This window comes from Streptomyces sp. NPDC051320, assembly GCF_040682175.1.
Classification (GTDB): domain Bacteria; phylum Actinomycetota; class Actinomycetes; order Streptomycetales; family Streptomycetaceae; genus Streptomyces.
Window position 1 is genome coordinate 1 of record NZ_JBFBAL010000019.1, and the last position, 26,835, is coordinate 26,835.

Consider the following 26,835-nt stretch of genomic DNA (forward strand, 5'->3'; position numbering starts at 1 on the left):
GACCACCCGACCGCCGAGCAACTCCGCGTAGAACTCCGCCAGCCGTACCGGATCGGCGCAGTCCAACGCGACCGCCTGCAGCTTTCGGATCACTTTCCGACACCCCTCGCTCTCCGGCCGCTTCCGCGACGTCCCAGTACGGAGGAGTCGTACCCGCCGCCACGGCGGGCATGCGTGGCGGTACGCCGGACCGCCGCCGGGCTCCCCCCGAAAGGGAATGCGGCAGCGACTCCCGCCTTCCGCTACGCGAACCTCGCCGACCCATGACCGACCCCTGCCTCTCGGCCAACGCAGATCTGGCTCGTCATGCTGGCGGAAAACCCCTTGGGCGCCGTCCCATCACCGGCGCGGCATCAAACGAACTCTGGCCATGGGCAGCAGCTGAATTCCCCTTCGTAGTGGCCGGCAAGGGCGGAGACTCGCTCATGGCCGACATGCAGCCACACCGGGAGGCGGTCATCGCGTGGGCGGCCGGTGGCCCCGATGACCCGTGCGCGCGAATCGGCCGCGCGGCTGCACGTCCGGGCAGCTGTCCTGCTCGAAGGGCCGAGCAACGTCGCAGCGGCCTCACTACGGAGTCCATGAGCGACATCAACTGGCAGAAACGGCACGCCATTACGCAGTGACGCACCCTTCCTCCACCGTCGTGGTGCTGCGGAGCCCCGCCGCTCTCTGGGCAGGTCCGGACGATCATGCGAGAGTGGGCGCATGACGGCGCCAGGAGCCACGGACGTGGATGTCGACGAGGTCGAGGGGCTCGCGGTGGACGGGCTGCGGTGGCTGATCGAGACGGCGCGGGAAACCTCCCGAGGCGGCCTCGCCTGGACGACCAGCCCCTCGGACGACGAGCTCGATCCGATGCTCTACAGCGGTACGTCCGGGAACGTCCCCGTACTCCTGGAGGCGTGGCGGCACTTCGGCGACGACTCCTACGCCGACGCCGCCCTGAGCGCGGGCCGCAGCCTCGCGGACGCCGTCGACGGCATCGACGACGACTCCCTCTACTTCGGCCGCACCGGAATGGCACTCGTCCTGCGGGCCCTCCACGAAGAGCTCGGCGACACGCTCGCCGGCGCTGCCGCCGACCGCGCGCTGGAACGCGTGCGGTCACGCTTCGACGGGACCCGGTGGGGCGAGCTGTTCGAGCTGATGGGCGGCAACGCAGGGATCGGTCTCGGTGCACTTCTGGCCGGCGACGCCGAGCTGGCTGTCCTCGCCATGGAGCCGTATCTGCGGACGGCGGAGCAGACCCCGGCGGGCGTCCACTGGGCCCATCGACCGGGCATCGAACCCCGTCTGCACCACATCTCGCACGGCACGCTCGGCATCGTCCTGGCGCTCGCCCGGGTCGGCGAAGCCACCGGCCGTGCGGACCTGTTCGAGTTGGCGCTGGCCGGTGCCGCGGGCGTCGTGGCGCGCGACGAAGCGGGGCCGGAGGGCTTTTTGGTGCCGCACTCCACGCCGCAACACCGCCCCGATGTGGTCGAGCCGATCAGTTACGGCTGGTGCCACGGCCCGGCCGGCGACGCCCAGGTCTTCCGGCTGCTGCGGGACAGCACGGCCGACCCCGTCTGGCCCGCCCTCGCCGACCGCTGCTGGCACACGGTGATCGGCTCCGGCCTGCCCCAGCGGCTGCGCCCCGGTTTCTGGGACAACAACGGCCGCTGCTGCGGCACCGCGGGCGTCCTCGCCCTGGCCCTCGACCGGATCGCCGAACAGCAGGACCCGACCGATTTCGCCCACGTCCTGGTCGCGGATCTCGTCGCCCGAGCGACCCGGGACCGCGACGGCGCCCGCTGGTCCAACGTCGAGCACCGGGTCGCCCCGAACGACCTCGAACCGCGCACCGGCTGGGCGATGGGCAACGCGGGCATCGTCCGCGAGCTCCTGCGCTTCGTCCGGCTGAGCCGCGGGGGCGACCCCCGGTACGCGTTCGCCTGGCCGGACCAGCCTCCGGTGACCGTTCAGGCGCCGGGACGGCGTCAGGTTCCCTAGCCGTCCGCTCAGTCAGTCCCGCCGACTTACATACCGGGAGCGCGGAAGGCGACCTGCCGACGGGCGGCTTCGTCGATCTCGTCGACGGTGAGGAGGGGCGTGGCACGGGTGTGGAGGGCTCCGCTGGCCTTGACAGTGAGGCTCACGGCGGCCATGGACGCCGGATCGGGGAGGTCGAGGATGCACAGGAAGTCGTCCTCCCCGAAGGAGAAGTACATGGCCTCGACCTTGCCGCCGAGGTCGGCGACGACCCGCTCCACGGCGGCGCGGCGGCCACTCGCGCCCTCCTTGAGCAGGCCTTTGGTGCCCTCGGGCGTGTAGGTGGACTGGATGAGGAACTTTGGCACAGGGATGCCCCTTGCTCGTCCGGTATCCGGAATGGCTTTCCCGCTGTCACGCCCGCCGCCCCTCACCGTCGGATTGATTCACCCGTTTGAAGCCCACAGACCTGCGCGAGCGCGGCTGTGGACGATGGACATCTCACCGGGACCCCTGCGCTGCTTGCTCGGTTCGACCTCCCACCGTGGGCACAAGGCGCGTCATCCGGGGGCGGCAGAACGACTCTTCGCCGTGCGCAGCAATACCGTCTTCGCATCGCCCAAGGACAGTAGGCCCAGGGAGGCCACCGTCCCCCGGTCCGAGCGGCTCATCTTCATCGCCCCGCGGGGTGGTCACGTCTGGTGGCGTCATGCGGCTTCGCATCCGAGGCGGAGGAGGGAGGCGACGCGGTGGGGGCACCTCCCGGCGGCCAGGCTGGGGGACGTCGTCGACTGACGACAACGCCGGAGGCTGAGCCGCCGGGCGTCGGGAGCCCGCTCGCTATCGTGCACCAGGTCGTTACCCCGGCCGACCGCCAGCGGGTCAGGTACCACCCGCCGGTGCGCTGACTCCCGGTTGTCACCCACCTGTAACGCCGCGTCGTACCCCGTAACGCCGGGGCAATCGTGTGCGGAGCGCGGTTGTCACGTGTCGCCCCTACCTTCCGTCGGATGACGGACACCGTGTTGAGCTCCCCCCGCCCCAAGCGCTCCTACGCCAAGATGGCTGCCGACGAGAGCCGCGAGGACTACTCGCTGCGCTACGCCCCGCACTCATTCCGCCGCTGGTCGCCGACGATGGTCGCCTCCACCGCACTCGGCGGTATCGCCTACCTCGCCGACTTCGCGATCGGCGCCTCGATCGCCTTCGGCTACGGATTCACCAACGCCGCCGCATCCATCGCGACCGCGGCCTTCATCATCTTCGTCACCGGGATACCGATCGCCCGTGCGGTCGCCCGGTACGGCGTGGACATGGACCTGCTGACCCGCGGCTGCGGATTCGGGTACTTCGGCTCGACGCTGACCTCGCTGATCTACGCCGGCTTCACCTTCATCTTCTTCGCGCTCGAAGGCTCGATCATGGCGCAAGCCTTCCACCAGGCGCTCCACCTGCCGCTTCCCGTCGGTTACTTGCTGACCACGCTCATCGTCATCCCGTTCGTCTTCAAGGGCATGAGTGCGCTGGCCAGGCTCCAGGCGTGGACCCAGCCGGTCTGGCTGGTCGGCATGGCCCTGCCGTTCGTCGCACTCGCCATCAACTCCCCGGAGAAGTTCGGCCGGTTCACGCATTTTGCCGGCGCCAACGGCACCGAGCAGGGCTTCACGCTGATCGGCTGGGGTACCGGCGTGGGGATCGCGCTCTCCCTCATCGGGCAGATCGGCGAGCAGGCCGACTACCTGCGCTTCATGCCGAAGAAGACGCCGGGGAACGCCCGCACATGGGAGTTCGCGGTGCTGACCGCCGGGCCCGGCTGGGTCGTCATCGGCGCGCTCAAGCAACTCGGCGGCGCCTTCCTGGCGTTCTGCGCCCTGGTCGCGGTCGGCAAGACAGACGCCCTGCAGCCGATCGCCCCCTACGTCGAGGCGCTGCGCCCCTGGTTCGGCGCCGCCGCGCTGCCGGTCGCCGCCGTCTACGTCGTCGTGTCCCAAATCAAGATCAACACCACCAACGCCTACTCGGGTTCGCTGTCGTGGTCGAACTTCTTCTCCCGCATCACCCACCGGCACCCCGGCCGGGTCTGGTACATCTTCCTCAACGTGGCGATCTCGCTGGCGCTGATGGAGATGAACATGTTCAGCGCCCTCAACACCCTGCTGGGCTTCTACTCCAACATCGGCATCGCGTGGATCGCCGCGGTCGCGGCCGACCTGGTCATCAACAAACCGCTCGGGCTCAGCCCGAAGTACATCGAGTTCAAGCGCGCCTATCTGCGGTCGGTCAACCCCGCGGGCTTCGGCGCGATGACGATCGCCTCGGTGGTGTCGATCGCCGCCTTCTTCGGCGCCTTCGGCCCGTACGGCAAGGCATTCAGCACCTTCATCGCGCTCGGTCTGTCGATGGCGCTGTGCCCGCTGATCGCCTGGGCCACCAAGGGCCGTTACTACCTGGCGCGCACCAACCCGGTCAACGGTCCCGGCGTGGACGTCGCCGACGAAAGCGCGACGCACGTCTGCGCGGTGTGCGACACCGCCTACGAACTGCCCGACATCGCCGACTGCCCCGCGCACGCCGGGCCGATCTGCTCGCTGTGCTGCAGCCTGGACGCCGAGTGCCACGACGCCTGCACCACGCAGCCCACGGGGGAGCCGGTGCTGCTGCCTCTGCCGACGCTACGCACGGCGTCGGTAGCGGGCCCGTCGTAGCCGGGCAGGGCTTGGGTGCGATCGCTGCTGTGCAGGAGGACCGAGGCCGACGGCGTCGCCCTGGACGCAGCAGTCGTGACCGTGCGCGGCAGGCTCTCGGCAAGGCTCTGCGGCCGGACGATCCCCCTCGCTGAGGGCCCGGAGTGGGCCCCGACATGAAAACGCCTCCCGTCCGCGCCGTATGCGCAGGTGGGAGGCGTGATCACGGAAGCTACTTCTTCTTGCCCTGGTTCTTGACCGCCTCGATGGCCGCCGCTGCCGCGTCCGGGTCGAGGTAGGTGCCGCCCGGGTTGACCGGGCGGAAGTCGGCGTCCAGGTCGTACTGGAGCGGGATGCCGGTCGGGATGTTCAGGCCGGCGATGTCCGCGTCCGAGATGCCGTCGAGGTGCTTGACCAGGGCGCGCAGCGAGTTGCCGTGGGCGGCGACCAGGACCGTGCGGCCGGTCAGCAGGTCGGGGATGATGCTGTCGTACCAGTACGGCATCATCCGGACGACGACGTCCTTGAGGCACTCGGTCTGCGGGCGCAGCTCCGGCGGGATCGTCGCGTAGCGCGGGTCGTCGCTCTGGGAGTACTGCGCGCCGTCCTCGAGGGCGGGCGGCGGGGTGTCGTAGGAACGCCGCCACAGCATGAACTGCTCCTCGCCGAATTCGGCGAGCGTCTGGGCCTTGTCCTTCCCCTGCAGCGCGCCGTAGTGGCGCTCGTTCAGGCGCCAGGAGCGGTGCACCGGGATCCAGTGGCGGTCCGCGGCCTCGAGGGACAGCTGGGCGGTGCGGATGGCGCGCTTCTGGAGCGAGGTGTGTACGACGTCGGGGAGCAGGCCGGCGTCCTTGAGCAGCTCACCGCCACGGACCGCCTCCTTCTCGCCCTTCGCCGTCAGGTTGACGTCCACCCAACCGGTGAACTGGTTCGTTGCGTTCCATTCGCTCTCGCCGTGGCGGAGGAGGATCAGCTTGTACGGTGCGTCGGCCATACCCCTGAGCCTAATCCACCCGTTTCGCGCGACGACTGACGGCCGTGGAGGGCCCTGGATTGACGCGCGGCGTCAATTGAGTGGCGACGGGAATGGCGGCTATGTAATCTCCCAGAGTCCCGAGCGACGCTTACATGTCCGTGCCGCATCCCTGGGGGGATTCCGATGCCCGTCGCCCGTCTCCGGCGCGCCGCACAAGAGAGCGTTTCGGGGCTGCCCCGGGAGTTCTGGTGGCTCTGGACCAGCACCCTGATCAACCGGCTCGGCGCGTTCGTCGCCACGTTCATGGCGCTCTATCTCACCCTTGACCGAGGCTATTCGGCCTCCTACGCGGGCCTGGTGGCCTCGCTGCACGGGCTCGGCGGGGTGGTCTCGTCGCTGGTGGCCGGTGTGATGGCGGACCGGCTCGGGCGGCGGCCGACGTTGCTCGTCGCCCAGACATCGACGGCCTTCTCGGTGGCGCTGCTCGGTTTCATGCGGGACCCGGTGTCGATCGCCGCCGTGGCCTTTCTGGTGGGCATGACGTCGAACGCCTCGCGCCCCGCCGTGCAGGCGATGATGGCCGACATCGTGAAGCCGGAGGACCGGGTCCGGGCGTTTTCCCTCAACTACTGGGCGATCAACCTGGGGTTCGCGGTCTCGTCGGCCGGGGCCGGATTCATCGCCCAGTACAGCTATCTCGCGGGCTTCCTCGGCGAGGCAGCGCTGACGCTTGCCTGCGCGGTCGTGGTGTTCCTGAAACTGCCCGAGTCGCGGCCGGTCCGCAGCGCGGTGGAGAAGACGGGCGACGCCGCCGTCCGGCTGGGCACGGTGCTGCGCGACGGCCGGTTCATGAGCATCGTCGGGCTGTCCTTCGTGGTCGCGCTGATCTTCCAGCAGGCCTCCGTGGGGCTCCCCGTGGCCATGGGCGAGGATGGCTTCAGCAGCGCCGACTACGGCATGGCGGTCGCGGTCAACGGCGTACTGATCGTCGTCCTGCAGATCCCGGTCACCCGCTTCATCGAACACCGCGACCCTCGTCGGCTACTGATCATCTCCTCGGTGCTGGCGGGTTACGGATTCGGCCTGACCGCTTTCGCCGGGTCGATCGGTCTGTACGCGATGACGGTCTGCGTCTGGACCATCGCCGAGATCGTCAACGCGCCGACCCAGACGGGCCTGGTGGTCCGCCTCTCCCCGGTACACGGCCGGGGCCGCTACCAGGGCATGTACACGATGTCCTGGTCGGCGGCCGCGCTGATCGCGCCGCTGATGTCCGGCCTGGTCATCGACCACTTGGGCGCGGAGTGGCTGTGGGGGACGTGCGCCGCGCTGGGCACGGTGGCCGGTCTGGGGTACTGGCTGCTGCTGCGGGGGCTGCCGGCGGAGGCATCGGCCGTACTCGCCGGGGACCCGGCGCCGGTGACGCAGGCGCCCGTGGCGCCGCGAACCGACGCAGCCGGGACGGCGCCCGCTCAGTAGCGGCCCGGCAGGGCCCGCCGCGAGCCGCCGCAGCGTTCAGCTTGCCGAGCCACCGGTCAGGTGGGTGAACGCGTCCAGGTTCCGGGTGGACTCGCCCCGGTCCACCCGCCACGCGTACTCCCGCCGGATCGCGCTCGCGAAGCCCAGCTCGAGCAGGGCGTTGAAGGGGCCGTCCGCCGCTTCCAGTACCGATCCCAGCAGGCGGTCGATCTCGTCCGGGGTCACCACGGACAGCGGGAGTTTGCCCGCCAGGTAGATGTCGCCGAGGGAATCGATCGCGTAACTCACCCCGTAGAGACGGAGGTTCCGCTCGAGGAGCCAGCGGTGCACCGCGGCGTCGTTCTCGTCGGGGTGCCGCATCACGAAGGCGTTGACGGACAGTGAGTGTTTGCCGAGGATCAGCGAACAGGTGGTGGAGAGTTTCCGGGTGCCGGGGAGCTTGACCACGTAGGACCCGGTTTCCGGGGACTCCCACTCCAGCTCGGCGTCGAGGAACGCCTGCTCGATGACCCGTCGTGCGTCGGTCGCGTCGGTCGCGTCAGCCATGGTGCGAGCGTACGCGACGGCGGTGTTCGTGCATCGCGGCCGTGTAGACGTCCGCCGTCGCCGAGGCCGCGGTGTCCCAGCCGAAGGACTGGGCGTGCCGGGCGGCGGCATCGCCCATCCGGGCGACCAGGTGCGGGGCTTCGATGAAGCGGCGCAGCGCCTGCGCGTACTGGACGGGGTCGTGGCCGGGGATCAGGAAACCCGTGGTCCCTTCGCGTACGGCGACGGGCAGCCCGCCCACCGCGGCGGCGACCACCGGTGTGCCGACCGCCTGGGCCTCTATGGCGACCAGGCCGAAGGACTCGTTGTACGAGGGCATGACGAGCACCGACGCGGCCCGGAACCAGTCCGCGAGCTGGTCCTGGCCGACCGGCGGGCAGAAGCGGACGACTTCGGAGATGCCCAGCCGGGCGGCCAGCTTGTGCAGGCCCTCCGGCTTGGCGAGGCCGCTGCCGGACGGTCCTCCGACGACGGGGACCACCATCCGGGAGCGCAGCGACGGGTCCTGGTCGAGCAGCACTGCCACCGCGCGCAGCAGGATGTCGGGGGCCTTCAGCGGCTGAATACGGCCGGCGAAGAGCGGGACGAAGGCGTCCTGCGGCAGGCCGAGCCTGGCCCGGGCCGCGGCGCGGCCGTCGGCGGGGCGGAAGCGGTCGAGGTTCACGCCGGGGTGGACCACGGCGACCTTGCCGGCCTCGGCGTCATAGTGGCGGACCAGCTCGTCCGCCTCCTCGGCGGTGTTGGCGATCAGCCGGTCAGCGGCCCGGACGATCTGCGTCTCGCCGATGACGCGCGCGGCGGGCTCGGGCGTGTCACCTTCGGCGAGCGCCGCGTTCTTGACCTTGGCCATGGTGTGCATGGCGTGCACCAGGGGCGCGCCCCAGCGCTCGGCGGCCAGCCAGCCGACGTGGCCGGAGAGCCAGTAATGGGAGTGCACCAGGTCGTAGTAGCCGGGCCGGTGGCCCGCCCAGGCCTGCATCACGCCGTGGGTGAAGGCACAGAGCTGAGCCGGCAGCTCCTCCTTGGCCAGGCCCTCGTACGGGCCCGCGTCCACGTGGCGCACCAGCACGCCGGGTGCCAGTTCCACGAGAGGCCGCAGGCCGCCGGTGGTGGCCCGGGTGAAGATCTCGACCTCGATGTTGATCGCGGCCAGCCGCTTGGCGAGCTCCACGATGTAGACGTTCATACCGCCCGCGTCGCCCGTGCCCGGCTGGTGCAGCGGTGAGGTGTGCACGCTCAGCATGGCGACCCTGCGCGGCTTGCGGTGCCCGGCGAACATCAGCCTGGGCGGCCGTGCGGGTGCGCCGATCCGTCCGCCGAGCCGGGACACGTACTGGCTCACGTGGGCGGTCCTCTCCTCGCGTGGCACGGGCATGCAGGGCACAGCGTCGAGTACCCCGGCACTGGAGGGGGAACAGCGGGAGCTCCTCCCGCATTTCCGCTTTACCGAATAATTACCCGGACGCGGCTCACATATCCTCGACGCATGGCCCCGCCCCCCTCCCGCTCCGTCGGCACCCGCCCGGTCGGCGCCGTGACCCGTGGGACCACCAACCCCAACCGGCTGCGCCGCATGGACCGCTGGATCACCGCTGTACACGGCTCCGCGCTGCGCCGCTCGGATGATCCGCTCGCGGTGGATCTGGGGTACGGGGCCGCCCCCTGGACCGCCGTCGAACTGCTGCGGCGGCTGCGTACGGCAGCATCCGCCGCCGAGGTCGTCGGCATCGAGATCGAGCCGGCCAGGGTGGCCGCCGCGAAGCCGTACGAACGGCCCGGGCTGACCTTCCGGCACGGGGGTTTCGAGGTTCCGCCCACCGACCGGCGGCCGGTGCTGATCCGGGCGGCCAATGTGCTGCGGCAGTACGACGAGGCGGAGGTGGCCGCCGTCTGGCACCGGCTGCGTGCCCGGCTGGCCCCGGGCGGCCTGCTGGTCGAGGGCACCTGCGACGAGATCGGACGGCGGCATGTCTGGGTCGCGCTCGATCCGGCGGGCCCCCGCACCGTCACCTTCGCCACCCGCCTCGGCTCCCTGGGGCGTCCTTCCGACCTGGCGGAGCGGCTTCCCAAGGCGCTGATCCACCGCAACGTGCCGGGCGAGCCGGTCCATGCCTTTCTGCGGGACTTCGACCGGGCCTGGGCGGCGGCCGCCCCGTATGCACCGCTCGGCGCCCGGCAGCGCTGGATCACGGCCGTCCGCAGCATCTCGGTGGACTGGCCGCTGGCGGACGATGTCCGCCGGTGGCGGCAGGGTGAAGTCACCGTCGACTGGGCGGCGCTGGCGCCACGGCCGGGAACCTGAGCAGGCTCCGATTCGTCGGAGGAGTCGGGGGCCGGGGCCGAAGCCGGGTCGGGCGTTGGAGGGCTCTGTCGCATTCGCGGCGTATGTGGCAGCATCTCGCCGGGGACAGTACGTTACTGACGGTTAATCAGCTTTGCAGGGGGAGCCCGTGAACCGACGCCGCTGTGTTGCCGCTGCGATCACACTGGTCTGCACGATGACCGTGCTGGCAGCGCCGACCCTTGCGTACGCCGACTCTCAGCCGCCCCCTGCCGCCGGAGCACCGAAGAAGAGCCTCGAAGAGGTACGCAAGGAGGTCGACGCGCTCTACCGCAAGGCGGGCGCCGCCACCGACGCGTACAACCTCGCCAAGGAGCAGGCCGCCAAGCAGTCCACGCTGCTCGTCGAACTGGGCCAGGACATCGTCAAGGGCCAGACGAAGATCGACCTGCTGAAGCAGCAGCTGGGCAGCGAGGCCCGCGCCCAGTACCGGGACGCCGGACTGCCGCCCGAGGCCCAGCTGCTGCTCAGCGGCGACCCGGCGAAATTCCTGGACGGGGCGGACCGGCTGCGCGCCGGGCAGCACGCCCAGCAGACGTTGCTGGCCGAACTCGACACGAGCCAGCAGGAGCTGACGGCGTACACCCGGGACGCGAGCGCCCAGTGGCGGCGGCTGGAGGCCAACCGCACCCAGCAGGCGAAGGCCAAGAAGGACGTCGAGAAGAAACTCGCGGCGGCCAAGAACCTGGAATCGGGCCTGGCCAAGAAGGAACGCGAGCGGCTGGCCGAGCTGGAGCGGGAGCACGAGGACAAGGCGCAGACCAGCTGGCTGAGCTCCGGCATCCTCAAGGAGATCAACAACAAGGCCAGCGCCCAGGGCAAGAAGGCCGTCGCCTTCGCGACCGAGCAGATCGGCAAGCCCTACGTCTGGGGCGCCGAGGGCCCGAAGTCGTACGACTGCTCCGGGCTGACCTCGCAGGCCTGGGCGGCGGCCGGACACCCCATCCCGCGCACCTCGCAGGAGCAGTGGAAGCAGCTGCCGCACGTGGCGGTGAAGGACATGCGCCCCGGCGACCTGATCATCTACTTCTCGGACGCGACCCATGTCGGTATGTACCTCGGCGACGGGGCCATGGTGAACGCGCCGCGGCCCGGCAGGAACGTCAGCATCGGCGGCGCGGGATCCATGCCGATTCTGGGCGTGGTGCGACCGGACGCGTAGTCGCGTACGTCGCGGACGCGTAGTTGCGTGTGTCACGGACGCGTAGTTGCGTACGTCACGGACCCGCAGGGCCGGTGCAGTGACGTTCGTCATGGCCGCGGCCACCGCCAAACCGCCGCATGCCTGGCGGGAGGCGGCATATGCCCCGCGCCGTTTCTCGCACGCCATTCCGTTGGGGGCCCGCGACCGGCTATGGTCCCCGTCTGGTGGGGCGCCGACTGGCGTCGCACCGTGCCCTCGGGGGGAGGGAAGGAAACCGAAGCGATGGAGAGCGGTCAGGCCGTTCTGCCCCAACAGACCAAGGGACCGGACTCGACCGGCAGCACCGACCTCACGCTGCTGGTGATCGAGAACGACCCGGCGGGCACTTTCACGGTCCCGGAGATGCTCGACGCTGCCGGAAAGCGGGTGCGTGTCCGCACCGCCCGCAACCTCACCGAGGCCGAGCGGCTGCTGACCGACGACGTCCACTGCATCCTGCTCGACCTCGCACTGCAGGGTGCCGACGATGACGACGGCCTTTCCGTGCTGCGGCATGTCCTCAGGCTCGCGCCCAACCACGCCGTACTGGCGCTGGCCCCGTCCGTTCACGAGGAACGGGCCGCCGAGGCGGTCCGGGTCGGCGCGCAGGACTATCTGCTCCGCGACGAACTGGACGGCAGGCTGCTGAATCGCGCCATCCGGTATGCCGTGGAACGCAAACGCGCCGACACCGCGCAGTTCAAACTGGCCGAGTCCCGGCTGCGCGCCCAGGAGAACGCCCGGCTGGAACGCGGCCTGCTGCCGACGCCGTTGCTCGACGGCTCGGACCTGCGCTTCGCCGCCCGGTACCGCCCCGGCCGCTCCCGCGCCCTGCTCGGCGGCGACTTCTACGACGTGGTCCGCACCCCGGACGGCACCGTGCACGCGATGATCGGCGACGTCTGCGGCCACGGCCCCGACGAGGCCGCGCTCGGTGTCGAACTCCGCATCGCCTGGCGCGCGTTGACGCTCGCCGGGCTCTGCGGCGACCAGTTGCTCTCCACCCTCCAGGAGGTCCTGGAGCACGAGCGGGAGAGCGAGGAACTGTTCGCCACCCTCTGCACGGTCGACATCTCCCCGGACGGACGACGGGCCGGTCTCTGCCTGGCCGGCCATCCCGCCCCGCTGGTCTCCCGCGACAACGGAACCGCCCAGCTGCTCCCGTACGAGGACGGCGGACCCGCGCTCGGCCTGCTGCCACGCGCCCGCTGGCCGCGCCGCCAGGTCGAACTCGGCGGCACCTGGAACCTGCTGATGTACACGGACGGGCTGATCGAGGGCCGGATCGGCGAGGGCACTCAGCGCCTGGGCCAGGACGGCATGGTGGCCATGATCGACCGGCAGCTGACGGCGGGGCTGCGCGGCGAGAGCCTGCTGGAGGCGGCGGTCGCCGAGGTACGTGAGCTCAACGGCGGCGAACTGACGGACGACGTGGCCGTCCTGCTGCTGGAACGCAGGCGCTGACCGGCCGAGGCCGACCGGTTGAGCAGCGCCGGCCCGGCTCCCGCCGGTCCAACGTCCGCCGGTCCAACGCCCGGGTCTAACGACCGCCGTTGTAGGGCCCGTACGGCCCGTCACTGCTGGAGCCGCCGCCCCTGCGGCCGCCACCCCCGCCGGCGATCTGGCGGACCGCGGGCCGGACGTCGACCATGTACACGATGGTCGCGATGAGCCCGATCACCGGCAGGAACGACAAGATGGAGAACAGCCAGTTCACGACGAACGCGATGGCCAGGACGATCAGCCAGAACGGCTTGGTCTGCTTGCCGGCCGCGCGATAGGCGTCCTCCCGGCGGACCGCCGCGTCCACCAGCGCGAAGCCGCTGAAGAGGATCAGCGCCAAGCTCAACAGCGACATCAATCCCGCGAAACCCTGCATCAGCACTGCGCCCACCACCTGCTCGACCCGGCCATCAACACGGCCACGCTACCCGGAGAACGGGCCGGACACCGAGAAGGTGTCCGGCCCGTGACGTACCACGTCCCCCTCGCCGTACGGCTTACTTCCCGGCCGGCGGGGTCGCCTTCTTCGCCGTCGCCGACGTCGGCGAAGTCGCCGCCGTCGCCGACGTCGTCGTGGGCTTACGCGGGCCAACCGGCTTGCGGGAGGCCGCCGAGGGCTTGCTGTCGGCCTTGACCACCTTCGGCGCGGCCTTGTTCGCACTCTTCGGCTCCGACTTGGACCCGGTCTTCGGCGCAGCCGCCGTCCCGGACGTGGGCCCGGACTTGACCTCGGTCTTCGGCGCCGGCTTGGCCACCGACGTGGGCTTCGGCACGGGCTTGCGCACCGGCTCCGGCTCGACGGCCACCGCGAAGTCGACGATCTCTTCGGACGCCTCGCCGCGCCAGTGCTTCACGGTCTGCTCGCCGCGCTCGGCGACCTTCTCGTATGCCTCACGCGCCTTGACCGCGTACTCCGCGGCGATACCGACGCCCCGCAGCGCCAGGTCCTGGGCGTTCTCGCCGAACTTCTTCAGGTCGCTGTCGAAGGAGTCGAACACCTCGGTGACCTTCGCGGTCACGGTGGCCTGCGCCTCCTTGGCCTGCAGGGTCACCTTGTCCGAAACGGACTTCGGGTCGGTGTTCCGCACCGCGTCGATGCGGGCCGGCGCCTCGGCCTGGAGCTTCTCGATCAGCGCGGGCACCTTCCGGGCCTGCTGCACGGCAAGGTCGGCCGTACCCGCGGCGAAGTACAACGGGGTCGGGTCGGTGAGGGTCTTGCGCAGGTCGTCGGTGATGGCCATGTCTGGAGTCCTCCGGATCAGTTCTGCTCGTGTTTTTCTGCTTGCTCTACCGCTTGCTCTGCTTGCTCCACCGCTTGCTCTGCTTCGGGCTGCGGTTCGTTCTCCGGTACCTGTGCGGCGTCCGTCGCGGTGCGGGGCGTGTCCGTCGCGAGCCCGTTCTCCTTGCGGAAGGACTCGTAGATCTGGAGCAGCACCTGCTTCTGCCGCTCGGTTATGGAGGGGTCGGCCAGGATGACGGCCCGCGTCTCCAGCTCGTCCCGCTCCCGCTCGTCGAGGATCCCGGCCTGGACGTACAGCGTCTCCGCCGAGATCCGCAGCGCCTTGGCCAGTTGCTGCAGGATGTCCGCGCTCGGCTTGCGCAGCCCGCGCTCGATCTGACTGAGGTACGGATTCGACACCCCTGCGGCATCGGCGAGCTGCCGCAGCGACAGCTGCGCCGTGCGCCGCTGCTCGCGGAGGTACTCGCCGAGGTTGCCGACGTTGAGTGATGCCATGCGTCGATGCTGCACCCACAACGCTAACTTTTGCAAGCAGAACGCTAGCAAAAGTGTGCCACGCCACCCGTTCGCTCGATGAGCCTGAGCACGATAGTCGCCGGGGAGGGGCACTGTCGGTGGACTCTGCCAGGGTGTCCGTCGTGGACGGACTGGTGGAGCGTGTCGACGATCAAGATCGTGTGCTGGGGGTGGTGGTCAGCCGCCGGCAGGCCATCCGGGAGGCTTGGCTGCACCGGGTCGCCGCGACGGTGTGTCGTGATGAGCGTGGGCGGATCCTCGTCCATCGGCGGTCGGAGCAGCTGTCGCGCTTCCCCGGGCTCTGTGAGGTTGTGGTCGGTGGCGCCCTGGACGTCGGCGAGTCCTATGAACAGGCCGCCGCGCGGGAGCTGACCGAAGAGCTGGGCGTGCGTGTGCTGCCGCGCTTGCTGTTCACGTTCCTCAACCGCAGCGGTTTGAGCCCTCACTGGCTCGGCGTGCACGAAGCCGTGGTGCCGGACAGCGTGACCGCCGATCCCGATGAGGTCGCCTGGCATGGCTGGCTGACCGAGCCGGAGCTGCGGTCGGCCCTGCTGGAGTGGCGCTTCACCCCCGACAGCCACGAAGCCTTCAGCCGGTATCTCGCGTTCCGGTCCGCGCGGTCCTGACCTTGCTCGCCTCGCGGGCCGGGAGGCCCGCTTGCAGCCAACGCGGCTTGTGAAAGCGGCTGTTCGTGCTGCGTACGGGGCGGCGACGCCTTGTGGATCAGTCGTGTGCCATACAAACGGCACCCCTTTCTCGGAAGTCGGCGATCTTCGGAGTTGGCGACGACGTGCTTGCGATGAGCACGGTCCACGACAAGAACGATGCGAGTCCGACGACAGCCGTCGTGCTCAGCGACCCAGGAACCGCCTGGTCAGGGTGGATGGTTGACGACAACCAGCCAGCTGCGTCTCACACGATGTGACGTCACGCCCGGCGTCCTTTCCCGGCGGAAGCGACCGCGTTCGGCCGGCTGTGACCAGCGACCTGGCCAATCCCCGGTCGAACCGACCAACTCGTCTCTCCCGCGCGAAGCCGAGGCCGCCCCTCCGCCGGGGCGGTCGCTTCGCCCGTTGTCACAGTGCTGTTATATTAGCGCTGTGACATTTTCGGATCCCACCGCACTACCCGATCCCTGGCACGCCCTGCACGAACTGCTGGCCGCCATGGATGCCGAGATCGAGCAGGTCTACGTCGAGCGTGGCATCGAGGGGGTGCGGCCTCGGTTCGCCTATCCGCTGATCCGGCTCGCCCACGCCGGACCACTGACCATTCGCGAGCTCGCGAAGTCCCTCAACCGCTCGCATTCCGCGATCAGCCAGACCATCGCCGCCATGCGCAAGGAGGATCTCGTCACCTCCGAGCCAGGACCCGACGCCCGCACCCGGCGGATCGACCTGACCGAACGAGGCCGGTCGCTGGTGCCGTTCCTGGAGGCCGAGTGGCGCGCCACGCACGCGACGGTCGCCGAGTTGGACGGCGAGATCCCGTACGCGATGACCACCGTCGTCGAGGAGTTGCGGCGGGCGTTGAAGCACCGTTCGATGCGGCAGCGGATCCTTCACCACCTTGTCGAGCCACCGCGATGAGGGGACGTGCCCGGTTCCTCGACACCCGCCCGCTGCGCAGCAGCCAGTCGTTTCGCGACCTGTGGATCGGCACCTCGGTCTCTCAACTCGGCGGACAGATAGCCAACGTGGCGGTGTTGGCCCAGGTCTGGGACCTGACCGGCAGCCCAGTGGGCACCGGCGCCATCGGGCTCGCCACCGGCCTGCCGATGGTGCTGTTCGGGCTGCTCGGCGGCACGTTGGCCGACACCGTGGACCGCCGTGCGGTGGTGCGGGCCACCACCGCGGGCCAACTGCTGGCCGCCGCAGGACTCTGCGCCCAGGCACTGGCGGACAACCGTGACGTGATGCTGCTGCTCGCTCTGGTCGCCACGGGGACGGCGTGCAGCGCTCTGGGCGCTCCAGCCCGGCGTACCTTCCCGGTCCGCCTGCTGCCGGGCGACCAGGTCGCGGCAGGTCTCGCACTCACCAACGTCTCCTTCCAGGCGGCGATGCTGGCCGGGCCCGCGATGGCCGGGCTGATCATCGCCCGCTGGGACTTCTCGGCCGCGTACGCAACCCAGGCCGTGGCCATGGCAGCCTCGATGCTCGCGGTGATCCGTCTTCCGTCCATGGAACCCCAGGGCGCCGGTGCGGCAGGTGGCAGGCGCCGGCCGGAGCGTGGCGGCTGGGGGATCGTCCTGCGGCGCCCGACGCTGTGGGGTTCGATGGCCACCGACCTGTCCGCGACGCTGCTCGCCATGCCGATCGCGCTCTTCCCACTGGTCAACGAGATCCGCTTCGAAGGCAACCCGCAGACTCTGGGCCTCCTCCTCTCGGCCGTAGCGGTCGGGGGGATTGCGGCCGGTCTGCTCTCCGGAACGGTGACGCACTGGCGCCGGGGCGGCCTGGTGCAGTTGTCCGCTGCCGGTGTCTGGGGCCTGGCGCTGGCCTGTTTCGGTCTGGCCGGGCCGCTGTGGCTGGCGCTCGGCTGTCTGGCCGTGGCGGGCGCTGCCGACACCGTGTCGGTGGTCACCCGCAGTGCTCTGGTGCAACTGGAGACCCCGGACGCGTACCGGGGGCGGGTCTCCTCCGTGGAACACGTCATCGGCGTCGCAGGCCCCGAACTCGGCAACTTCCGTGGTGGCCTGTTGGCGTCGACCACCTCCGCCTCCTTCTCCCTGGTCACCGGCGGGCTGTCCGCCATACTGGCGATCGCCGCCGTGGCCGTGACCAACAGAGCCCTGCGCTCTTATCGCACTCCGCCTGCCCCGGCCGGGGCGCCCGCCCCTGGGGTCGCCGACACGGCGGCGGCCGCTGGTCAGGCTTGCTGATTCGCCCAAGTCTTGACGCCCGGCGAGGGCACGCGCAGCACGGTCACCCACCCCCGCGGGGTTCAGCGCATTCGTTCTGCTCAGTCCATGGTGGGCTGCCGTCCGCCGGACCGGTTCGACACGCGGTCGGCGGAAAATCGCGCCCATCCCCGGCACGGCGTCGCGTCGCGGAAGGCGTGGTCGAACAGCTGCTGGCGCCGTTCTCGGTGCGCTAGCGTGAGGCACCATGATCGTATGGCTCAACGGCACCCACGGCGCGGGTAAGACCACGACCAGTGCACTCGTGCAGCAGTTGATACCCGCTTCACGGGTGTTCGACGCCGAGAAGGTCGGCGAGACACTCATGGACATCACGCCGGGGCTGCCCCGGACGGACAACTTCCAGCACTGGCCGCCGTGGCGGCAGCTCGTCGTCGAGACCGCCCATCGTGTACTCGACTACACCGGCGGCACTCTGGTGATGCCGATGACCGTCCTGGTCGAGCAGTACTGGCGCGAAATCAGCATGGGCCTAGCCCACCGTGCCATTCCGGTACGGCACTTCGTCCTCCACGCCGACCAGGCCACCCTCCGCGGACGCATCGCCGGGGACACCGTTCTGGGCCCCGACTCCCCGTTCCGTCTCAGATACCTCGAGCCCTACGCCGAGGCGGCCCGCACCTGGCTGCACGCCGAGGCCGAGGTCGTCGACACCACACACCTCACGCCCGCCCAGGCCGCCCTGCAGATCGCTGAGGCCGTCAAGGGTTGAGGTCCGGCCCGCACCGCGAGACAGGCGCGGGTGGCGCCAGGGAACGGTCTTCCGGTGTCGAGCAGTACGAGCCCAGCGGGGCCCGGCAGAAACCTTGGTTGACCTTCACCTTGGGGGAGCCCACAGCATCAGTGGGGCCGGGCGACGTGCTCGGCATGAGGAGGAGCGAGCATGGGGCTGCTGACCATCGGGGCGTTCGCGAAGGCGTCCCGGCTGTCGCCGAAGGCACTGCGGCTTTACGACGAGCTCGGCCTGCTGACTCCCGCCCGCGTCGACCCGGTGACCGGCTACCGCCTCTACGCACCGGAGCAACTGGACCAGGCCCGCCTGGTCGCCTGGCTCCGACGCCTGGGAATGCCCCTCGCCCACATCCAGCACGTCTGCACGCTGGAAGCGGGCCAGGCGGCCCAGGCGATCCGCGCTTTCTGGGCGCAGGTCGAAGCCGACACCGCCGCACGGCGTGGCCTCGCCACCTTCCTCATCGACCACCTGTCCTGGAAGGACCCCGCCATGCCCCGTACCGCCGAGCCCCTGGGAATCCGTTACGCCGCTCTGTCCGACACGGGCCTTGTCCGTGAGAGCAACCAGGACACCGCCTATGCAGGGTCCCGCCTGCTCGCAGTCGCCGACGGCTTCGGCAGCGGAGGAGCCCCCGCAAGCGCCGCCGCCGTCGACGCGCTCAAGCGCCTCGAAACCGACAGCATCCCGGCAGGCGCTCTCCTCAACCTCCTCGAGGACGCCATCGAACAGGCCAAACAGGCCGTCAACGGCGTCGCCGGACCCGCCTCGTCGCCCGAAGAGGCCGGCACCACACTCACCGCGATGCTCTGGACCGGCTCACAACTGGCCCTCGTCCACATCGGCGACTCCCGCGTCTACCTCCTGCGCGACGGAGAGCTGTTCCAGATCACCCACGATCACACCATGGTGCAGTCGATGGTCGACGAAGGACGCCTCACCCCGGAGGAAGCCGCCTCACACCCCCAGCGGTCCCTGTTGCTACGAGCCCTGGGCCAAGGGGCCGACGGCACCCCCGACATGCGCCTTCACGATGCCCGGCCGGCGGACCGGTACCTGCTCTGCTCCGACGGCCTGTCGACCGTCGTCCCGACCGAAGACATCCGCCGAGTGCTCTCCGGGACCGGCGAGCCCGAGCAGGCGGTCCGCGAACTCGTCGCCCTCGCCAACGACTCCGGCGGCCCGGACAACGTCAGCTGCGTGGTCGCCCACATCACGGAACTCCGGCAGGAGGAGCGAGCGGCATGCCCGTCGAGTTGCACCAGGCCCGCTCTCAGGAACTCATCGGGGAAGCCGACGCATATCGACTCGCCCGCCGAGCCAGGAGACCCGAGCCGGCTCCCCGAGCCGCGGCGATCAGCCGGTCGCGACCGACCCCACGGCGCCTGCTGGCTTGGCTCCGCGGGTGAACGTCCCGCCCTACCGCCTACCGCCGACCGAGCACCGACCACCGGACTGCGGCGTGCTGGGCGAGCGCCCCGATACCTCGGCCGCGCCGCGCGTTTCGCACCCGGGACGCCGCGTGGGGCATCCCCGGTGCCGGGAGACCGAGCCGACGCGTAGACATATTCGGTTCACTCACCGAACCGTTTGGGGTTAGGGTGAGGCATGACCCTCCCGCGCGACTACACCGGACAGGCGTGTTCACTCGCCCGCTCCCTGGAGATCGTCGGCGAGCGCTGGACCCTGCTGATCGTGCGTGACGCGTTCTTCGGGGTCCGGCGGTTCGGGGACTTCGCGGCGCATCTGCGGATCCCGCGCGCCGTCCTCACCGATCGGCTCAACGCGCTCACCGAGGCCGGCGTACTGGATCGGGTGCCGGGGCCGGGACGGCGTGCGGAGTACGAACTGGCGGAGAAGGGCGTCTCGCTCTGGCCCGTCGTTCATGCGCTCACCGCGTGGGGCGATCAGCACTACGCGGCGGCCGGGGTGCGCCGGATCTTCCGTCATGGTGCGGACGGCGCACCGGTCGGCGCCGACGGCCGCTGCACCGGCTGCGGTGGCGCTGTCGAGGTCGGGGACCTCGTGGTCGCCCCCGGCCCCGGACTGCCGCCGGCCGCCGAGGGCGACGATCCGGTGACCCGCGCGCTGCTGCGGCCACACCGCCTGCTGGAGCCGTTGCGAGCTCCGCGGGATTCGGGAACCACCACGAAAGGTGCACACTCATGAGGATTCTCGTTGTCGGTGCCGGAGCCACCGGAGGCTACTTCGGTGCCCTGCCGGCCGAGGCAGGGCTTGATGTCACCTTTCTGGTGCGTCCGCGCCGCGCCGCCGCGCTGCGGGAGCGCGGGCTGCGCATCACCGGGCTCGGTACGGACATCACGATCGCCCCGAAGCTGGTCACCGCCGACGAACTCTCCGGCCCCTATGACCTGGTGCTGTTCTCGGTGAAGTCCACCGCGCTGCGGCAGGCCATCGACGATGTGGCCCCGGCGATAGGCCCGGAGACCGCGATCGTGCCCTTCCTCAACGGCATGGCTCACATCGACGCGCTCAACGCCCGCTTCGGCCCCCGGCCGGTGCTCGGCGGTGTGGCCATGATCGTCACCACGCTGAACGACGAGGGGGACATCGTCCGGCTGGCCGCGATGGCGAATCTGACGCTCGGTGAACAGGATGGCGGTCCCTCCGCACGGGTGGACGCGATCCATGCGCTGCTGGACGGGGCCGGCGTGGAGGTGCACACGTCGAAGGACATCGTCGCCGAGATGTGGCACAAGTGGGTCTTCATCACCACCGTCGGCGCACTGACCTGTCTGATGCGCGGCACGGTCGGCGATGTGACCGCCGTACCCGGTGGCGCCGCCCTCGGTCCGGCGATCCTGGCCGAGGCCGCCGCCGTGTCCGCTGCGGCCGGCTACCCGGTGCCGGCCGAGAAGATCGCTTTCACCGAGGAGCTGGTAACCAGGACCGGCAGCCCGTTCGCCTCCTCCATGTACCGGGATGTCCTCGACGGCCGCCCGACCGAGGTCGAGCACCTCTTCGGTGACCTGCTGGACCGCGCGCGTGCGCTCACCGTCGAGACCCCGTTGCTGGATCTGGCCACCCTGCATCTGCGCGTTCACCAGCACCGCACCCGGACGGCGAAGTGACCGTGCGCCCGGCCGGGTGCACGACGTGAACTTCTCCGGGGCCATGTGTCGATCCCGGCGCTTCCCGTTCGTTTGAAGGGTGAGAGGCCGACACGAGAGCGGTCCGCACGCCAAGGAGGACGACCATGCAGCACTACCTGCTCAGCGTGATGCAGCCCGAGGGTGAGAGGCCCGCCCCCGAGGTACTGGCCGGGATCCAGCGCGCCATCGAGGGGTATCACCAGGAACTGAAGGACGCCGGCGCCTGGGTCTTCGCCGGCGGGCTGCACAGTCCGGGTACCTCGACCGTGGTGCGGCTCAAGGGGGACGAGGTGCTCACCACCGACGGTCCGTACGCCGAGACCAAGGAGTACCTCGGCGGGATCTGCATCGTCCGGGCGCCCGACCTGGACGCGGCACTCGCCTGGGGCCGCAAGGCGGCACGCGCGACCACCCTGCCCATCGAGGTGCGGCCGTTCTACGGCGAAGTGGAGAACTGATGCCCGCGCTCCCCGCGTCCGGAGACGTCGAGCGCGTCTTCCGCGAGGAGTACGGCCGCTCGGTGGCCGTCCTGGTCCGCGTCCTCGGCGACATCGACCTCGCCGAGGAGGCGGTCCAGGACGCGTTCACCACGGCGCTGGAACGGTGGCCCGACACCGGGCTGCCGCCCAGCCCGGCGGGCTGGATCATCACCACCGCCCGCAACCGTGCCATCGACCGGATCCGCCGGGAGGCTTCCCGGGCGGACCGGCATGTGCAGGCCGCCCTGCTGCACACGCGGGACCGACCGGCCGAGGAGGGCCCCGTGCACGACGACCGGCTCCGGCTGATCTTCACCTGCTGCCACCCGTCGCTCGCCACGCCCGCGCAGGTGGCCCTGACGCTCCGGCTCCTCGGAGGCCTCACCACCCCGGAGATCGCGCACGCCTTTCTGGTGCCCGAGCCGACCCTGGCCCAGCGGATCGTCCGCGCCAAGGGCAAGATCCGCGATGCCCGGATCCCCTACCGCATCCCGTACGAGGCCGATCTGCCCGACCGGCTCCAAGCCGTGACGGGCGTCGTGTATCTCATCTTCAACGAGGGATACGCGGCGAGTTCGGGCGAGACGCTGATCCGCGCCGACCTCTGCGCGGAGGCAGTCCGCCTCGGCCGGCTGCTGGCCGAACTGATGCCCCATGAGCCGGAGGTCCTGGGCCTGCTGGCGCTGATGCTGCTCACCGAGTCCCGCAGGCCCGCTCGCACCGGTGCGGACGGCGGACTGGTCCTGCTGGCCGACCAGGACCGCGGGCTCTGGGACCGTGCGCTCATCGACGAGGGCCAGTCCCTCGTACGGCGGTGCCTCCGCCGCAACCAGCCGGGCCCGTACCAGATCCAGGCCGCGATCAGCGCCGTGCACAGCGACGCACCGACCGCCGCGGCCACCGACTGGCGGCAGATCCTGCGCCTGTACGACCAGTTGCTCGCCCTGGATCCGAGCGGCGTCGTGGCGCTCAACCGGGCGGTCGCGCTGGCGGAGACCGAGGGTCCGGCTGCGGCGCTCGCCGTCGTCGAAGGCCTCGGCCTGACGCGTTATCACCTGTTCCACGCCGTGCGGGCGGACCTGCTCCGGCGACTGGGGCGGAACGCGGAGTCGGTCGCCGCGTACGAGGAGGCGCTGGCCCGTACGGAGAACGGGCCTGAGCGCGACTTCCTGGGGCAGCGGCTCCGGGCCGGCTCCGCGTAGAGAGGCCAGACGGTGTTCAGAGGGCCAGACGGTACTGCCACCACCGATGGCTGACCCGCAGCCCGGCGGCCCGGAGCGCCGAGGCGAGGACCTCGTCCGCCTGTTCGCGGACCTGGAAGGACAGGACGGAGGGGTGTACCCGGCGCACCTGGCGGATGAACTCGGCCACCAGGGCGCCCAGTTCGAGAGCGTCGACGCCATGGTGGCCGACCCTCTCGACGTACATCTCCTCGCCCGCCACCACCGCAGCGATACGGGCCGCGCCGTCCCCGTCCGTCAGCAGCTCCAGTCCCTGCCACCCCGGCCCCGCGACCGGCCGGCGGGTGCGTACCGGCGGCAGGGCCACCCGCGGCTCCCAGCGCTCCAGCGCGGAAATCCCCCACTTCCGGCCGATCTCCTGGTGTACGGAGGCCTCCAGTTCGGCCGCCACCCGGGCGTCCAGCTCCGACTCGGTGTCGTCCCACTGCAGCGCGCGGAACCCGGCGGCGCGGGCCTCGGCCGCCGCGCGACGGAAGAGCCGGGCCAGGACGGCCTCCTCGTCGCCGGTCCCGTCGGGCTCGGTGACATGACCGGCGACGATCCGCTCCCGCTCCGGGGACGTCAGCAGTCGCCGGGCGACCGCCACGTCCGGCTCGGAGCCGGGGCAGTACACCGTCACCCAGCCCAGCAGCGCGCCGTCGGACCGGGCGACCGCGGTCCCCAGCAGCCCGGGAGGCGGCGCGCCGACGGCGTCCGGCCCGGCCACCGGTAGCCCGGAGTACAGCTCGTCCGTCAACCGGTTTCCGGCCGAAGGGTCCCGGTCGAACTCGACCACGATGTCCATGTCGTCCCTACCTCGCGCGCCAACGGGCCACCGGTTCCGGCTCCTCCGGCAAGCATCGTGGACGGTGCACCGCGTCCCCGGCACGCCCGCCCGGGGGCCTTCTCCGTGCCCCCACCCTCGCGCACCGCCCCACCGGCTTCCGGCACCGGGGTCAGCCGTGGCGGTCGGTCTGACCTGCGGGCCGGCCTCCCGAAGCGCTGAGGCTGGCAGTCAGTCTTCCCACAGGACGTCATCAACGGACTGCCCGGAGGCCATGAGGCGGCGCCACAGGGTGCCGAACACGATGTCCGGAGCTGGAGGGGGTGGATGCCGGATGGGCGGGCCGCCGGGTGGCGGCCTCGATCGGCTTCACGGGCGGTTACGCGGAACGCGCGGTGGCCCCGGTGACCCGCCTGGTCCCGGTGCCCGAGGGGCTCGCACTGCGCGAGGCGCCGCCCTCGTGCACGACGGGACCACCGCGCAGGCCCTGCTGGAGAACACCGCTCCGGCGGCGGGCGAGAGCGTCCTGATCCTCGGTGCTTCCGGGGGCATGGGGACGGTCCTGATCCAGCTGACCGGTGCGACCGGTGCCCGGGTGGTCGCGGTGGCTCGTGGTGAACGGAAGACGGCCCTGGTACGGGAGCTGGGCGCCGACGAGGTGGTGGACGCGGCCGGACCGGATTGGACGGAGCAGGCCCGCAAGGTGCTCGGCCCTGCCGGCGCCGACGTGGTGCTGGACGGCGTGGGCGGAACGTTCGGCCTGACCGCGTTCGCGCTGCTGGCCGACGGCGGCCGCTTCTCGGCGCACGGCGCACCGGCCGGCGGCTTCGCACCGGTGGACCGGGACGAGGCCGCGCGCAGAGGAGTCACCCTGCTGGGCATCAGCGAAGTGCAGCCGGCCGACGCGGACTACGTCCGTCATGCGGCCGCCGCCTTCGCGGAGGCGGCGGCGGGCCGGCTGCACCCGGTGATCGGGGCGGCCCATCCGCTGGAGCGGGCGGCCGAGGCGCACGCCGCGATCGAGGGGCGCGCCCTGGTGGGGAAGGTGGTGCTGCTCGGCGGGTGAGGAGCGATGCGGTGAGGGAAGACCGGCGGTCGGGTTAGCGGTTCCAGAGGACGTCCAGCACCGGCTCGAAGGTGTTCAGCACCAGGTCGGCGCCGGCCGCGGCGAGTTCGTCGACCCGCCGGTCATGGGTGGCATAACCGAGAAACGGCACACCGGCCGCCTCCGCCGCCCTGAGATCCGACACCGAGTCCCCGATCATCAGCGCGGTGCCGGGGTCGGTATCCAGGTCGCGCAGCGCCTGGAGGAGCTGCTGCGGGTGCGGTTTGAGCAGGCCGACGTCGGCGGATCGGCCGTAAACGTGCGAGCCGAAACAGTCGGTCAGCCCTCGCCGCGCCAGGTACTCCGCGACCGTGCGGGCCGAGGTGTCCGCGGTGACCGCGAGCCGGCATCCGGTCGCGCGCCAGGTCTGGATCAGCCGGTCCGCGTACATCGTGGGCCACGCGCCGGGCACCGCCCGCAGCTCCTGCCGGGTCAGCCACTCCTCCAGTTCCGCCAGGAGCTCGCTTCCCGGGCGGAGTTCGCCGACCGCCCGCAGCACGTCCAGCGGGTCGGTGAGCTCCAGGCTGATTCCGCGGTCCCGCACCAGCTGCCGCATGTCGGCCGCCACACTCAGCGGGGTCTGCCCCGCGTGGTGGGCGAAGACCCGGCAGATCGGGCCGTCGAAGTCGAAGAGCACGCATCGGGTGGAGGCGATCCGGGCGCTGAGATTTTCACGGATCACGGGTGCCGCCTGTTCGCTTCGTACCGACTCGTTCATGTGGTCAGAAGTGCATCGAACCACTTCCGGGGCCTCGCACATAGGCCACGGAAGCGGAAAAGCGCCCGTCGGCCGGACAGGACCTGGCCGGTCACGCCGCACGACGCCCCGCTCCCGGCCGGACGGCCGCGGCCTCGGACCGTGCGGCCCGCAGCCAGCGACCGCAGGCCAGCGCTATCCGCTCGGAACTCGGCACCCGGCGCAGCCCCAGCGGGCCGCGCGCCGCACCGAGCACGGTGCGGATCCGGACCGCCGTCGAGCCCAGCGCCGCCGGGCCGGGCCGGCCGTAACGCAGCGCTGTCGTCAGCCGGATCACATCGATATGCGCCGAGAGCAACCGCTCGAAGTCCAGATAGGTCCGCAGGGCGCCGCGGTGTCCCGCCAACGCCTTCGGACGGCTCGCGGCCAGCGCGGCACGCCAGGCCCGCACCGCGGCCTGCCGCTGCCCGCGCCGCGCGTACCGCATGCGCGCCAGGTGCGCGGCGATCTCGTAGACCGGGTCGCCGAAGAGCGCCAGCTCCCAGTCGATCAGTGAGAGGCTACCGTCCTGACCGACGATGAGATTGCCGGCATGCGCGTCGGTGTGCAGCAACGCGAAGGGGCGGTGGCCCAGCCCGTCAGCCCGTGTCCGCAGCCTTCCGAGGGCGTCGTCGCCCACGCCCAGCGCGGCGAAGAGTTCTCGGTGCGCCGGCCCGCACCGCCCTCTGACCTCGGACTCGGTGAAGTCGATGAGGGTACGCAGGAAGCCCGCGCAGTCCCCGTCGTCCGGCCAGCCCACGGGGAGCGGCGGAAGCAGGCCGGGTGGCACCGCGGCCGTCTGCCGGAAGAGCCGCTCGATGGACTTCGCGTACGGACGCCCGGCGGGCCGGTCCGGGCCGGCCAGACCGTCGAGCGGTCGGCCGGGAGCGAAGGAGTACACCGTGAAACCGGGCCGGTCGGCGAGCACCCGGGGGCTTCCGTCCACCAGCCCGGCTATCGCGCCGAGCAGTTCCCCTTCCGGCCAGATCCGCAGATTGAACTGCAGCGCGTCGGGAATCGGGGCGCGCACCTTCACCGGCGTGCCGGCGGTGAGCGAGACCGACTCGGCGAGGGCGGCCGGCAGTCCGACGCAGTAGTTGCGGTGGTAGTAACCGCTGAGCGGCTCCCCCTCGCCTGCCGCCCGGTACAGCGATTCCCAGCTGTCGACCGTACGGCCCGAGGCTGCATGGCCCGAGGCGGCGCGGTCCGAGTCGGTACGGCCCGGGGCGCCGGGTTCGTGGGCGCTGCGGGCTACATCGGGCATGCGGCTCCTGCGCTCTCGTGACCGGAGGACTCAGCGGCCGGC

Annotated in this window: 26 protein-coding genes and 1 pseudogene; 16 read left to right on the plus strand and 11 right to left on the minus strand. The window is 70.9% G+C overall.

Features of this window, described 5'->3' with window-relative positions:
- Window positions 1–93: VOC family protein (locus AB0M87_RS29915; protein ID WP_365853399.1), on the minus strand; the 93-nt coding region annotated here is incomplete at its 3' end.
- A gap of 615 nt (window positions 94–708) precedes the next feature.
- Here AB0M87_RS29915 and AB0M87_RS29920 point away from each other — a divergent pair.
- On the plus strand, window positions 709–1,995 hold the full coding sequence (locus tag AB0M87_RS29920) for a lanthionine synthetase LanC family protein (protein ID WP_365858477.1): 1,287 nt from the start codon (window positions 709–711) through the stop codon (window positions 1,993–1,995).
- A gap of 26 nt (window positions 1,996–2,021) precedes the next feature.
- Here AB0M87_RS29920 and AB0M87_RS29925 read toward each other — a convergent pair whose 3' ends face one another.
- On the minus strand, window positions 2,022–2,342 hold the full coding sequence (locus tag AB0M87_RS29925) for a GYD domain-containing protein (RefSeq protein WP_365858479.1): 321 nt from the start codon (window positions 2,340–2,342) through the stop codon (window positions 2,022–2,024).
- Between the two features lie 642 nt (window positions 2,343–2,984).
- Here AB0M87_RS29925 and AB0M87_RS29930 point away from each other — a divergent pair.
- Window positions 2,985–4,679, plus strand: coding sequence for a hypothetical protein (locus tag AB0M87_RS29930; protein WP_365858481.1), 1,695 nt, complete (start codon window positions 2,985–2,987; stop codon window positions 4,677–4,679).
- Window positions 4,680–4,890: 211 nt separating this feature from the next.
- On the opposite strand, the gene AB0M87_RS29935 is transcribed toward AB0M87_RS29930, so the two are convergent.
- A complete protein-coding gene (locus tag AB0M87_RS29935; RefSeq protein WP_365858483.1) occupies window positions 4,891–5,652 on the minus strand; it encodes a phosphoglyceromutase in 762 nt (253 codons plus the stop codon).
- 165 nt (window positions 5,653–5,817) lie between these two features.
- Between AB0M87_RS29935 and AB0M87_RS29940 the strand changes: the two genes are divergently transcribed.
- Window positions 5,818–7,113 carry an MFS transporter gene (locus AB0M87_RS29940; RefSeq protein ID WP_365858485.1) on the plus strand — a complete coding sequence of 432 codons (1,296 nt, stop codon included), beginning with the start codon at window positions 5,818–5,820 and terminating at the stop codon, window positions 7,111–7,113.
- A 36-nt stretch (window positions 7,114–7,149) separates the two neighbouring features.
- Here the strand turns inward: AB0M87_RS29940 and AB0M87_RS29945 are convergent, their stop codons facing one another.
- Complete coding sequence (locus AB0M87_RS29945; protein WP_365858487.1) at window positions 7,150–7,659, minus strand: YbjN domain-containing protein; 510 nt, start codon at window positions 7,657–7,659, stop codon at window positions 7,150–7,152.
- The gene (mshA, locus tag AB0M87_RS29950; protein ID WP_365858489.1) at window positions 7,652–9,001 is read right to left on the minus strand and encodes a D-inositol-3-phosphate glycosyltransferase; all 1,350 of its coding nucleotides are present in this window, start codon (window positions 8,999–9,001) and stop codon (window positions 7,652–7,654) included. Before mshA ends, AB0M87_RS29945 begins: the two co-directional genes overlap by 8 nt.
- A gap of 144 nt (window positions 9,002–9,145) precedes the next feature.
- Here mshA and AB0M87_RS29955 point away from each other — a divergent pair, with 144 nt between their 5' ends.
- From AB0M87_RS29955 to AB0M87_RS29965, 3 genes are all read left to right on the plus strand, one after another.
- Window positions 9,146–9,961 carry a class I SAM-dependent methyltransferase gene (locus AB0M87_RS29955; RefSeq protein ID WP_365858491.1) on the plus strand — a complete coding sequence of 272 codons (816 nt, stop codon included), beginning with the start codon at window positions 9,146–9,148 and terminating at the stop codon, window positions 9,959–9,961.
- A gap of 148 nt (window positions 9,962–10,109) precedes the next feature.
- The gene (locus tag AB0M87_RS29960; RefSeq protein WP_365858493.1) at window positions 10,110–11,162 is read left to right on the plus strand and encodes an NlpC/P60 family protein; all 1,053 of its coding nucleotides are present in this window, start codon (window positions 10,110–10,112) and stop codon (window positions 11,160–11,162) included.
- 264 nt (window positions 11,163–11,426) lie between these two features.
- A complete protein-coding gene (locus AB0M87_RS29965; RefSeq protein WP_365858495.1) occupies window positions 11,427–12,647 on the plus strand; it encodes a fused response regulator/phosphatase in 1,221 nt (406 codons plus the stop codon).
- A gap of 76 nt (window positions 12,648–12,723) precedes the next feature.
- Here the strand turns inward: AB0M87_RS29965 and AB0M87_RS29970 are convergent, their stop codons facing one another.
- The 3 genes from AB0M87_RS29970 to AB0M87_RS29980 all read right to left on the minus strand — a co-directional run bounded on the left by AB0M87_RS29970 (window position 12,724) and on the right by AB0M87_RS29980 (window position 14,421).
- Window positions 12,724–13,068 (minus strand): DUF2516 family protein, encoded by a 345-nt coding sequence (locus tag AB0M87_RS29970; RefSeq protein ID WP_365858497.1) that lies wholly within the window; start codon window positions 13,066–13,068, stop codon window positions 12,724–12,726.
- A 115-nt stretch (window positions 13,069–13,183) separates the two neighbouring features.
- On the minus strand, window positions 13,184–13,927 hold the full coding sequence (locus AB0M87_RS29975; RefSeq protein ID WP_365858499.1) for a hypothetical protein: 744 nt from the start codon (window positions 13,925–13,927) through the stop codon (window positions 13,184–13,186).
- 17 nt (window positions 13,928–13,944) lie between these two features.
- Window positions 13,945–14,421 (minus strand): helix-turn-helix transcriptional regulator, encoded by a 477-nt coding sequence (locus AB0M87_RS29980; protein WP_365858501.1) that lies wholly within the window; start codon window positions 14,419–14,421, stop codon window positions 13,945–13,947.
- 134 nt (window positions 14,422–14,555) lie between these two features.
- Between AB0M87_RS29980 and AB0M87_RS29985 the strand changes: the two genes are divergently transcribed.
- The 9 genes and pseudogenes from AB0M87_RS29985 to AB0M87_RS30025 all read left to right on the plus strand — a co-directional run bounded on the left by AB0M87_RS29985 (window position 14,556) and on the right by AB0M87_RS30025 (window position 22,886).
- Window positions 14,556–15,068 carry an NUDIX domain-containing protein gene (locus tag AB0M87_RS29985; RefSeq protein ID WP_365858503.1) on the plus strand — a complete coding sequence of 171 codons (513 nt, stop codon included), beginning with the start codon at window positions 14,556–14,558 and terminating at the stop codon, window positions 15,066–15,068.
- Between the two features lie 474 nt (window positions 15,069–15,542).
- A complete protein-coding gene (locus AB0M87_RS29990) occupies window positions 15,543–16,031 on the plus strand; it encodes a MarR family transcriptional regulator (RefSeq protein ID WP_365858505.1) in 489 nt (162 codons plus the stop codon).
- Window positions 16,028–17,323, plus strand: a complete 1,296-nt coding sequence (locus tag AB0M87_RS29995; protein WP_365858507.1) for an MFS transporter — start codon at window positions 16,028–16,030, stop codon at window positions 17,321–17,323. Before AB0M87_RS29990 ends, AB0M87_RS29995 begins: the two co-directional genes overlap by 4 nt.
- Before the next feature lie 226 nt (window positions 17,324–17,549).
- Window positions 17,550–18,074 carry an ATP-binding protein gene (locus tag AB0M87_RS30000; protein WP_365858509.1) on the plus strand — a complete coding sequence of 175 codons (525 nt, stop codon included), beginning with the start codon at window positions 17,550–17,552 and terminating at the stop codon, window positions 18,072–18,074.
- Window positions 18,075–18,245: 171 nt separating this feature from the next.
- Window positions 18,246–19,307: pseudogene (locus AB0M87_RS30005) on the plus strand (MerR family transcriptional regulator); the annotation flags it as partial.
- A 393-nt stretch (window positions 19,308–19,700) separates the two neighbouring features.
- Window positions 19,701–20,261, plus strand: a complete 561-nt coding sequence (locus tag AB0M87_RS30010) for a helix-turn-helix domain-containing protein (RefSeq protein ID WP_365858511.1) — start codon at window positions 19,701–19,703, stop codon at window positions 20,259–20,261.
- The gene (locus AB0M87_RS30015) at window positions 20,258–21,184 is read left to right on the plus strand and encodes a ketopantoate reductase family protein (RefSeq protein ID WP_365858513.1); all 927 of its coding nucleotides are present in this window, start codon (window positions 20,258–20,260) and stop codon (window positions 21,182–21,184) included. The genes AB0M87_RS30010 and AB0M87_RS30015 overlap by 4 nt, the downstream gene beginning before the upstream one ends.
- 125 nt (window positions 21,185–21,309) lie before the next feature.
- A complete protein-coding gene (locus AB0M87_RS30020) occupies window positions 21,310–21,663 on the plus strand; it encodes a YciI family protein (protein WP_365858515.1) in 354 nt (117 codons plus the stop codon).
- Window positions 21,663–22,886: an RNA polymerase sigma factor gene (locus tag AB0M87_RS30025; RefSeq protein ID WP_365858517.1), complete on the plus strand. Its 1,224-nt coding sequence runs from the start codon at window positions 21,663–21,665 to the stop codon at window positions 22,884–22,886. Before AB0M87_RS30020 ends, AB0M87_RS30025 begins: the two co-directional genes overlap by 1 nt.
- Window positions 22,887–22,902: 16 nt before the next feature.
- Here AB0M87_RS30025 and AB0M87_RS30030 read toward each other — a convergent pair whose 3' ends face one another.
- Window positions 22,903–23,709, minus strand: a complete 807-nt coding sequence (locus AB0M87_RS30030) for a hypothetical protein (protein ID WP_365858520.1) — start codon at window positions 23,707–23,709, stop codon at window positions 22,903–22,905.
- Between the two features lie 439 nt (window positions 23,710–24,148).
- Here AB0M87_RS30030 and AB0M87_RS30035 point away from each other — a divergent pair, with 439 nt between their 5' ends.
- Window positions 24,149–24,754, plus strand: a complete 606-nt coding sequence (locus tag AB0M87_RS30035) for a zinc-binding dehydrogenase (protein ID WP_365858522.1) — start codon at window positions 24,149–24,151, stop codon at window positions 24,752–24,754.
- A gap of 34 nt (window positions 24,755–24,788) precedes the next feature.
- On the opposite strand, the gene AB0M87_RS30040 is transcribed toward AB0M87_RS30035, so the two are convergent.
- The gene (locus AB0M87_RS30040) at window positions 24,789–25,475 is read right to left on the minus strand and encodes an HAD family hydrolase (RefSeq protein ID WP_365858524.1); all 687 of its coding nucleotides are present in this window, start codon (window positions 25,473–25,475) and stop codon (window positions 24,789–24,791) included.
- Window positions 25,476–25,602: 127 nt separating this feature from the next.
- The gene (locus tag AB0M87_RS30045; RefSeq protein WP_365858526.1) at window positions 25,603–26,793 is read right to left on the minus strand and encodes a phosphotransferase; all 1,191 of its coding nucleotides are present in this window, start codon (window positions 26,791–26,793) and stop codon (window positions 25,603–25,605) included.
- Window positions 26,794–26,835: the final 42 nt, after the last annotated feature.

Excerpts from the sequence above, each read along its gene's own strand:
- AB0M87_RS29920 (WP_365858477.1), top strand. The coding sequence starts at position 709 with ATGACGGCGCCAGGAGCCACGGACGTGGATGTCGACGAGGTCGAGGGG.
- AB0M87_RS29930 (WP_365858481.1), top strand. The coding sequence starts at position 2,985 with ATGACGGACACCGTGTTGAGCTCCCCCCGCCCCAAGCGCTCCTACGCC.
- AB0M87_RS29935 (WP_365858483.1), bottom strand. The coding sequence starts at position 5,652 with ATGGCCGACGCACCGTACAAGCTGATCCTCCTCCGCCACGGCGAGAGC.
- AB0M87_RS29940 (WP_365858485.1), top strand. The coding sequence starts at position 5,818 with ATGCCCGTCGCCCGTCTCCGGCGCGCCGCACAAGAGAGCGTTTCGGGG.
- AB0M87_RS29945 (WP_365858487.1), bottom strand. The coding sequence starts at position 7,659 with ATGGCTGACGCGACCGACGCGACCGACGCACGACGGGTCATCGAGCAG.
- AB0M87_RS29955 (WP_365858491.1), top strand. The coding sequence starts at position 9,146 with ATGGCCCCGCCCCCCTCCCGCTCCGTCGGCACCCGCCCGGTCGGCGCC.
- AB0M87_RS29965 (WP_365858495.1), top strand. The coding sequence starts at position 11,427 with ATGGAGAGCGGTCAGGCCGTTCTGCCCCAACAGACCAAGGGACCGGAC.
- AB0M87_RS29975 (WP_365858499.1), bottom strand. The coding sequence starts at position 13,927 with ATGGCCATCACCGACGACCTGCGCAAGACCCTCACCGACCCGACCCCG.
- AB0M87_RS29980 (WP_365858501.1), bottom strand. The coding sequence starts at position 14,421 with ATGGCATCACTCAACGTCGGCAACCTCGGCGAGTACCTCCGCGAGCAG.
- AB0M87_RS29995 (WP_365858507.1), top strand. The coding sequence starts at position 16,028 with ATGAGGGGACGTGCCCGGTTCCTCGACACCCGCCCGCTGCGCAGCAGC.
- AB0M87_RS30000 (WP_365858509.1), top strand. The coding sequence starts at position 17,550 with ATGATCGTATGGCTCAACGGCACCCACGGCGCGGGTAAGACCACGACC.
- AB0M87_RS30010 (WP_365858511.1), top strand. The coding sequence starts at position 19,701 with ATGACCCTCCCGCGCGACTACACCGGACAGGCGTGTTCACTCGCCCGC.
- AB0M87_RS30015 (WP_365858513.1), top strand. The coding sequence starts at position 20,258 with ATGAGGATTCTCGTTGTCGGTGCCGGAGCCACCGGAGGCTACTTCGGT.
- AB0M87_RS30020 (WP_365858515.1), top strand. The coding sequence starts at position 21,310 with ATGCAGCACTACCTGCTCAGCGTGATGCAGCCCGAGGGTGAGAGGCCC.
- AB0M87_RS30025 (WP_365858517.1), top strand. The coding sequence starts at position 21,663 with ATGCCCGCGCTCCCCGCGTCCGGAGACGTCGAGCGCGTCTTCCGCGAG.
- AB0M87_RS30030 (WP_365858520.1), bottom strand. The coding sequence starts at position 23,709 with ATGGACATCGTGGTCGAGTTCGACCGGGACCCTTCGGCCGGAAACCGG.
- AB0M87_RS30045 (WP_365858526.1), bottom strand. The coding sequence starts at position 26,793 with ATGCCCGATGTAGCCCGCAGCGCCCACGAACCCGGCGCCCCGGGCCGT.